At 58.1% G+C, this 7,603-nt stretch carries 7 protein-coding genes and 5 pseudogenes; 5 read left to right on the forward strand and 7 right to left on the reverse strand.

What is annotated here, in order from left to right:
* The 3 genes and pseudogenes from AB3X86_RS37285 to AB3X86_RS37295 form a co-directional block, all read left to right on the forward strand.
* Positions 1-158 (forward strand): annotated as a pseudogene (locus AB3X86_RS37285) (IS5/IS1182 family transposase); the annotation flags it as partial.
* A gap of 114 nt (positions 159-272) precedes the next feature.
* Positions 273-1,133, forward strand: a complete 861-nt coding sequence (locus AB3X86_RS37290; RefSeq protein ID WP_368599793.1) for an IS5 family transposase — start codon at positions 273-275, stop codon at positions 1,131-1,133.
* A 202-nt stretch (positions 1,134-1,335) separates the two neighbouring features.
* A pseudogene (locus tag AB3X86_RS37295) lies at positions 1,336-1,497 on the forward strand (transposase); the annotation flags it as partial.
* 25 nt (positions 1,498-1,522) lie between these two features.
* On the opposite strand, the gene AB3X86_RS37300 reads toward AB3X86_RS37295, so the two are convergent.
* Positions 1,523-2,071: a hypothetical protein gene (locus AB3X86_RS37300; protein ID WP_368599794.1), complete on the reverse strand. Its 549-nt coding sequence runs from the start codon at positions 2,069-2,071 to the stop codon at positions 1,523-1,525.
* 442 nt (positions 2,072-2,513) lie between these two features.
* Between AB3X86_RS37300 and AB3X86_RS37305 the strand changes: the two are divergent.
* A pseudogene (locus AB3X86_RS37305) lies at positions 2,514-3,228 on the forward strand (IS6 family transposase).
* A gap of 33 nt (positions 3,229-3,261) precedes the next feature.
* On the opposite strand, the gene AB3X86_RS37310 reads toward AB3X86_RS37305, so the two are convergent.
* From AB3X86_RS37310 to AB3X86_RS37325, 4 genes are all read right to left on the reverse strand, one after another.
* Positions 3,262-3,486 carry a hypothetical protein gene (locus AB3X86_RS37310; protein WP_368599795.1) on the reverse strand — a complete coding sequence of 75 codons (225 nt, stop codon included), beginning with the start codon at positions 3,484-3,486 and terminating at the stop codon, positions 3,262-3,264.
* Complete coding sequence (locus AB3X86_RS37315) at positions 3,483-4,304, reverse strand: DsbC family protein (protein ID WP_368599796.1); 822 nt, start codon at positions 4,302-4,304, stop codon at positions 3,483-3,485. The genes AB3X86_RS37310 and AB3X86_RS37315 overlap by 4 nt, the downstream gene beginning before the upstream one ends.
* Before the next feature lie 312 nt (positions 4,305-4,616).
* Positions 4,617-4,850, reverse strand: a complete 234-nt coding sequence (locus AB3X86_RS37320; RefSeq protein ID WP_368587861.1) for a DDE-type integrase/transposase/recombinase — start codon at positions 4,848-4,850, stop codon at positions 4,617-4,619.
* A gap of 33 nt (positions 4,851-4,883) precedes the next feature.
* A complete protein-coding gene (locus tag AB3X86_RS37325) occupies positions 4,884-5,471 on the reverse strand; it encodes a hypothetical protein (RefSeq protein ID WP_368599797.1) in 588 nt (195 codons plus the stop codon).
* 1,086 nt (positions 5,472-6,557) lie between these two features.
* Between AB3X86_RS37325 and AB3X86_RS37330 the strand changes: the two are divergent.
* Positions 6,558-6,650: pseudogene (locus AB3X86_RS37330) on the forward strand (IS6 family transposase); the annotation flags it as partial.
* 51 nt (positions 6,651-6,701) lie between these two features.
* On the opposite strand, the gene AB3X86_RS37335 reads toward AB3X86_RS37330, so the two are convergent.
* Together AB3X86_RS37335 and AB3X86_RS37340 are read right to left on the reverse strand one after the other, a co-directional pair.
* Positions 6,702-6,848, reverse strand: coding sequence for a hypothetical protein (locus AB3X86_RS37335; protein WP_368599798.1), 147 nt, complete (start codon positions 6,846-6,848; stop codon positions 6,702-6,704).
* Positions 6,811-7,166: pseudogene (locus AB3X86_RS37340) on the reverse strand (IS110 family transposase); the annotation flags it as partial. The gene AB3X86_RS37335 and the pseudogene AB3X86_RS37340, both read right to left, overlap by 38 nt.
* Positions 7,167-7,603 lie beyond the last annotated feature (437 nt).

Below are 7,603 nucleotides of genomic sequence, written 5' to 3' on the forward strand. Positions count from 1 at the left end.
GACTGGCAGGCCGCAGGCGTGTGGGAGCAACTGCATCTGGCAATGCTTCGCCGGATGCGTGAGCACGACCAGATTGATTGGGAACGGGCGAGCCTCGATGCTGCCAGTGTTGCCAGCCCCCGGGGGGCCAGGAAACCGGCCCCAACCCGACAGACCGGACAACTGGTTGCTAGTTTTTCAATGCCATCGAATTTGCGTGCGAGCCGCTGAGGACTGGATTTGCGATCAGGTCGCGAGATCAGCTATAACGTCCAGATTTCTGGACGCAGCGCATGACCGGAAACCCACGCTGGCAGGTAATTCCCGTGAAATTGAGCCACGCGCAGTTCGAAGAATTTGTCTTGCCGCATCTGAGCACGGGTCGGCGCGGACCACGGCCTACACTGACCTTGCACAAGACCTTCAACTGCATCTTGCAGGTGCTGTACATGGGCTGTCAATGGAAGATGTTGCCTATCGAGAGGAATGCAAAAGGTCTCCCCGAAATTCACTATACGCGTATCTATCGATCGTTTCGTCGCTGGCAGGCCGAGGGTTGCATCGATGCCATCTTTGCTGGCTCGGTAAGCAGGCTTCATGACGACAGCCTGCTTGATCTAACGGTTGTTCACGGCGATGGCACCACGACGGCCGCCAAGAAAGGCGGTGACAAACTCGGCTACAGCGGCCACAAACATCTGAAGGGTGACAAGGTGGTGCCATTCTGCGATCGCCACTGCAACGTCATCGCGCCCTTCGTCAGTGCCCCAGGTAACCGCAACGAATCGCCCCTGCTGCGCGAGGCGCTGCCGAAACTCACTGCAATGGCCCGCGCCATCGGCGCAGACCTGCAAGGCGCAATCGTCAGTCTGGATGGCGTCTACGACTGTCGTGCCAACCGACGCGCGATCTTCAATCGTGGCATGGCGCCCAACATTCCCGAGAACCCGCGTGGGCGCAAAACGCCTAAACGCGGTCGCAAGCGGCGCTTTGATCCGGCCATCTTCGAGGAGCGCTTCAGAACCATCGAGCGCGTCTTCGCCTGGGAAGACAAGTTTCGCCGTCTGTTGCTGCGCTTCGAACGCATCAGCGAGGTGCACTACGCGTTCAAGACGCTCGCTTATACGATGATCAACCTTCGGCACTATTGCTGAAAATCATCGCAGGACCTACGGCTCCATGGTCGGTTCACCGTGCCATGCATTGCAACCTCCATTACGTTCGCATTCCTGATGATAATACGTCGTCGTATGATTTTATAGCCATCATTTTTCGCAACGGTCCCGCCCATTTCGCCCACTCATGAATGTCGCGAAAAATCCGTGAGTTGCAAGAGGCCGAAACCCGCAATCTGTTGGGAGAAAGCTCGGGTCGAAACGGCACATCGTTGTAGACGCGCGCGGCATTCCACTGGCCATCACGGTCACGGGCGCCAACCGACACGACTCGATGGCATTCGGGCCCACGCTCGATGCCATTCCGGCAGTCTCGGGTCTGAATGGCCAGCCCCGCAAACGCTCTAAACCAGAGCCGAGAATACGTCTCACTTCGAGTCGACAGCGAACTTGCCGCTTTCGATCCGCGTGAAGGGATCTGAGGCGCTTGAGATCACGCAATTGAAGGGCTTGTCCTCATTGATGATCAGGAAGGTGCTCGTTGGGTCCTTGAACTCCAGCGACATGGAAAAGAGGACGTAGGCATCCGGAACAGGCGAAGGTCTGAAGGCTCCAAATGCATATTTCCCTTCAATCCCGAGTGGATGTAAATCGACAGTCAGCTCCTGCGGCTGGGTGCTCACAGGCGAAGGGAAGTTCGACTTCGCCGATTGCTCGTCGCCGACTACGTCGTACTTGGTCGCGACCTTCATGTCGTGATAGTGAGTGGCCGGTTCGCTCAGTTTCTTGGCGCAGAACGCCCTGTGGTCCATGCTGGGATCTGGAGAACCATTTCGGAGCACGCTACTGATGTATTTCAGTACGACGAATGCATCGCCACTTTTTCCAGCCGCATGAACTGGCCCCGCCATCGTTAGTGCGGTCGCGAAGATGGCTGTTGTTAGAAAATGGGATGCCGCACGTCTAACGCTCATCATGTGCCTTCCTTTCGGACTGTCCAAACATGTAAAAGAAAATACACTATTACCTGTACGTGTGTTATCCACGCCATAGGTGAATGCAGTGTGTGCTGGTCATGCACGGATCGTGAGGATGCTGTTCTCCCGTCTTCTGAAATGCAGAAGGTGTGGAACTGGACCTCTAAGATCCCGGGATCGAACAGCGATGATCGTGCCAACAGCCAGATAAGCGCGCGGATCGATATTCCTCGTTTGTAAGCGACGAACAAAGTCGACAATGAAGACGCGGAAGGTCGTAAGTGCGACACTCCGCGTCTATCGTTTTATGTCCAATGATAAAAGGTGACGGTATTCAGATCTATAAAGATTATTTCGACCACGCTACCTATTTGGGCTCTGATGCAAATATGGCCGGCGAATGGGTCGGAGTTGTCGGAACAAAGCGAACCGACGAGCCGCGATGAGCAAACTGAAGAGTCCGGAGAGGTTGTTCGGCGGACGCCATGTTGATCGGCAGATCATCCTGTGCGTTCGCTGGTACCTGCGCTACAAGCTCTGCTTTCGCGATCTGGTCGGGATGATGGCCGAACGGCGATTGTCGCTGGTCACATGACGATTCTGCGCTGGGTGAGGCGTTATACATCCGATTTCGTCAAACGCTGGAACCGCTTTGCTTCACCTGCGGATCGCTCGTGGCGTGTCGATGAGACCTACCTGAAGATTCGCGGCAGGTGGGTCTACCTGTACCGGGCAGTGGATCGGGCTGGCCAGACGGTGGACTTCGTGCTCAGAGCCCGACGCGACGTGGCTGCGGCCAAAGCTTTTTTCAGCAAGGCCATCAAGCGTCAGGGCCAGCCGCCGGAGACCCATCACGCTCGACGGCTATGCCGCCTCGCACCGCGCGGTGCGCGAAATGAAGATCGATGGTCTGCTGCCTGAAGACACGAAGGTGCGGTCCTCAAAATATCTGAACAACGTGATCGAGCAAGACCATCGCCACATCAAGTCCAGAACGAACGTGATGCCTGGGTCAAGCGATTCTGGAGCGCCGCGACCACGATTTTCAGGAATCGAGTTGACGCATCATTCGCAAGGGGCAGTTCGATCTCGCAAAGCTCGGCCTCAAGCAGGCCGCTGCGCCCGCCGTATGGAATGCGGTCCTGTTTGATCGATAAGCCTTCCCACCTATATGAACTTTCTCAACCCGCTTACCTATTTGCACCAGAACCCCCGAGAACCAGTTCGATTACTACCGCCGCGAAAATCACATAGAACGATGCGGCGATGATCAGCTGCGCCAAGGGACCGAGGTCACCAGCTGTTAGCATCATGAAGACAGTCGTGGCGACCAGCGTGACGAGGCTAGCGTGCAGCGCCGTATGGCGACCGGGCGCCGCAACGGCGCTAAGAAGGCGAAATTTGAGCGTGCTCATTTGGATGCTGCCAGGTTTGCGTGGGACTGGGTCAGCTGCGCCTCGATGCGGGCAGTGGGAATCAGACCAGGGACAAGGGTTCCGTCCTCGAAGACCAGGGCCGGAACGCCGCTGATGTTCCACTTCTCGCCGAAACTGAGGTTGCGGGCGATCGGGTTATCGCAGGTGGGCTGATCCGGCTGATGGCGTGAGTGAAGGTAGTCGCGCCATGAAGAGATCAGGCGCGCTGAGCGCTTTTTATAGTCCGCTTCCGGGGCCGCATCGAGCGGCGGGCCCGAAAAACCATCACGTGCAAGGTCTTGATATTTGGTCCATGCTGCCGCCCGATCCGACTGGCACCAGACTGCCTCCGACACGCCGTGCGCGTTCGGATGCAACTGGGCGAGCGGGAACGGGAAGATATAGATCGTGACGTCCTTCAGCTCGGTGAGTTCGCCATCGAGGCGTCGGCAATAAGAACAGTCGGGGTCCGAAAAGACGTAGAGCTTTCGCGAACCGTTACCGAACCGGATTGCATCCTTCAGGTTGAGTTGTGCAACATCGATCGTGGGGCTGTTCGCCCGCTCGAGCGCCTGCGTCAGATTCTGCTTCGTCCGCAGATTGATGACGTTGCCAGTGTTCAGGACAGGGAAGTCGTCACGCACAAAAAAGACTTCACTGCCCTTTACGACGGACAAGAACCCAGGGATCGGCGGCTGGATCTTGGCACCCTGAGCGGCTGCGAAACGCTTGACCGGCTCCTCCGGGAAACCAGCGTGAGCGAGTGTCGCGTAGCCCGCGATAAGGAGCGCGGCGGTGTGTTTGGAAATGCTTCGCATGGATCTGGTTGCTCCGGTGGGTGCCGTAAGTGGCGATTGAACTTTTGGACGGTTCGGTTTTTGAGACGAAATTCCATCCCCGGTATGGTGTCGAACGGTGGCCCGGGTTCTGGTGCAAATAGGTAAGCGGGTTGAGAAAGTTCATATAGGTGGGAAGGCTTATCGATCAAACAGGACCGCATTCCATACGGCGGGCGCAGCGGCCTGCTTGAGGCCGAGCTTTGCGAGATCGAACTGCCCCTTGCGAATGATGCGTCAACTCGATTCCTGAAAATCGTGGTCGCGGCGCTCCAGAATCGCTTGACCCAGGCATCACGTTCTCGTTCTGGACTTGATGTGGCGATGGTCTTGCTCGATCACGTTGATCAGATATTTTGAGGACCGCACCTTCGTGTCTTCAGGCAGCAGACCATCGGTCTTCATTTCGCGCACCGCGCGGTGCGAGGCGGCATAGCCGTCGAGCGTGATGGTCGGCGCGCGTTTGAAGACCGGCTCGCCCAGTGCGAGCTGTTGGAACTGGCATTGCACGAAGAGCGGCTCAACCATCACCCATTTCGTGGTAAGTGGGCGACTGGTAGATCAAACGTCGCTTACCTCTTCTTCGTTCGATCGTTGAGCGATCTGGCCGTCCATCACTTCTATCCGGAAGGGGCCACGGACTCCCATTGAAAATTCGGCCGCCGCGGCCAAGGCGCGTTCGAGTCTGACGTCTGGCCGCATCGGCATACCGGCGGTGGTATGCAGTGAGCCCAGCGCCGCCTGTTCGCCGCTACCACAGGCATCGAAGTTCACGGCGCATTCACCAACCTCATAATCGTCGTCAATGTGGAAGATGCGCCCCATGTACCCAACCAGAAAAGTGCCAGCCGATTCGTGTTCGCGGTCCTTGCGCGCGAACCCACCGCGGGTAAAGCACGCGCGTACCGCATCAATGAACGTCGTGCACATGAAGGCGAACACATCGGTGCCCTCAGGGCGCGGCGCGACGGTCAGACTATGGCCCAGAAGCTGCCCCATCCTGAAGGATGAGGTGAAGCCGATCAGGAACGGTCCCACCCGATAAATCTTGGGGTCGGCGCGCACGGTGATGGACCAACCCCCCGCTCCCGCCGAATCCGCACCCATGTAAACCTTCTTGCCATCTGTCAGCGCCACAATGCAGGTCATGCTGCCTCCGTAGGTGTTGTGCCCGATAGAACGCGACGCGCACGCCCTCGCACGGCCCAGCCGTGGTCGTAGCCATGCAAGTCTGCCCATTGCCGCCCAGAACTGCCTCGCGGTTCCATGATGTCCCGCCGGCGGGCGTCCCCCCCCCGTGACGCGCGCCTTCCTGACCGTGTAGGGCGTGCGCAAAAAACGCTGGCTGTGACTGCAGCACCGTGAGATCTGATTTCGTGTTCAATCCTCATTCAACCCCTCCTAATGGCTCACGAGAAGCAAATAGCAAAAGTCGAGCCAGCACCACTGGGGGGCGCCACTTTGGCCGGTCGTTGACGAAACAAGCGCAAGCACCATCCGCAGGAACTCGCGGCCGCGAAGGCAGGAATAAGCGTGCGCATCTACGGCGATCTGCTCGACTGTTACCTGTCCGGCGTGCTGGTCCACAGCACACCGCTCGGGGCTCACGTGCGCACGACAACCGCCACGCGCTCGATTACCGCCACTTCATTGACGCCCTGAAGCGCAAATCCCAGGCATTCAAGGGGCTCGCGATTCGTGACGCACTGTTCCCGCGTTAGGCTTACCGCAGAACCTGGGAGCAACTCGATGCCCGCCTGTCACAACGCGACGCATGCAAGACGATGGTCAGCCTGCTTGAGCTCGCGGGCCTGCACGGCGTGGGGCCGTACTGGCAGGGAAGCTTCATGCGAACGACAACTACCCCGTTGGGCCGCAGTCGAATTCAATGCCCGCGATGGTGCGAGTTTTGAGATGCGGAGCGGTACGCGTTCGGACAAATCGCAGCAGGTTGCGCGGTGGCCATTCAGTGAGCCTGTGCACGAGGTAGACGTACGGCTCAAGGTCGCTGGCGCTGCATACGAGCACGACTTAGTCAACGGGGGCTGGCCATCTCCGTGTTCAGTGACGCATTTCCTCCAATCGGGCCGACGGTTGTAGGAAATGTTGGGTTGCGGACAAACGGTGGGCGCTTTTCAAGCGGGTGCTGCGCTCAAAGCCGATACCCCGCAGATCGTTACCGACCATTTGCGTGAAATCCCGGAGCTGGCGAGCCTAGAGCACGTGTTCGTTAAAGCGACGGACCGGGTAAACAACCGCGCCGAGTACAGCCATCAACCGACGCGTGAACGCGAGCGGCGCACGCGCGGCTTTCGTGAGCCGAAATCCAACGATGACTTTGCAGCTTGCGTTTGAGACTCTCAATGAAGTGTCGGTAATTCAGTGCGTGGCGGTTGTCGCCGCCACGCGGTGGGTCAGGTTTCGGTCGGCGTTGACAGTGACCGCCTGAAGTTGCGGCCGCTCCAGCGACGCAATATCTTCGCTGATCCAGAATCGATTGCTGTGTTTCGCTTTTGACGGCGACAAACCGCGCCTCCGGCTGTTGGGCCGCAGTCCAGATACCGCGCGTGTCGGCCGCATCGGATTTGTTGCGCAAGACGAACGCTCTCACCGAATGCGCTGCAATGAGCCTCACTTCATGACCAAGCTTCTGCAGTTGCCGGGCCCAGTGATGAGCACCACCGCAGGCTTCAATCGCCACAAGTGAGCGCTCCTCTTTGCAAAGAAATCCGCTACCTCACCTCGCTTGAGTTTCACGCGCTCGACCTTCCCGGTGGCAACGTCGACCCCATGCAACTGGAAGACATGCTTGGCGATATCCATGCCAATAACGGGCATCTTCATTTGAAAACCCCCTGCGTGAGCTGTGGGGTTCGACGCATCCCTGTACAGCTGGCTGCAGATGCTCTCTCCCACTGAGCTTCCGCTTGCCCGTTGCCGGGGGGAGGCGTCTATACCATCTAACACAAGTCATCAAGTGCGACGCGTGTCGCCGCCCGCCGGACGTAAATCGGCAATGTAGTGGATGGCAAAGCTCTTCTCTGCCTTGTCACATTCAACAACCTGAATATGGGAATTTGAAGCCGTGACCTGCTGTTACCCGGACGCGCGCGATTGGTAACGGTCGGGTGCGAAGCTCCGGGGACAACGTACCCTGAGATTGACCCGCAAAAACGGACATCTATCCTTTGGAGAAGGAGGTGCCGATTATGGCCAAGCATCGTACCCCGTACCCGGCGGAATTTCGGGCGCAACTGGTCGAGCTGGTGAAGGCCGGACGC

Origin of the sequence: Paraburkholderia sp. BR14374, from assembly GCF_040948685.1 — a bacterium.
Taxonomy (GTDB): Bacteria; Pseudomonadota; Gammaproteobacteria; order Burkholderiales; family Burkholderiaceae; genus Paraburkholderia; species Paraburkholderia youngii.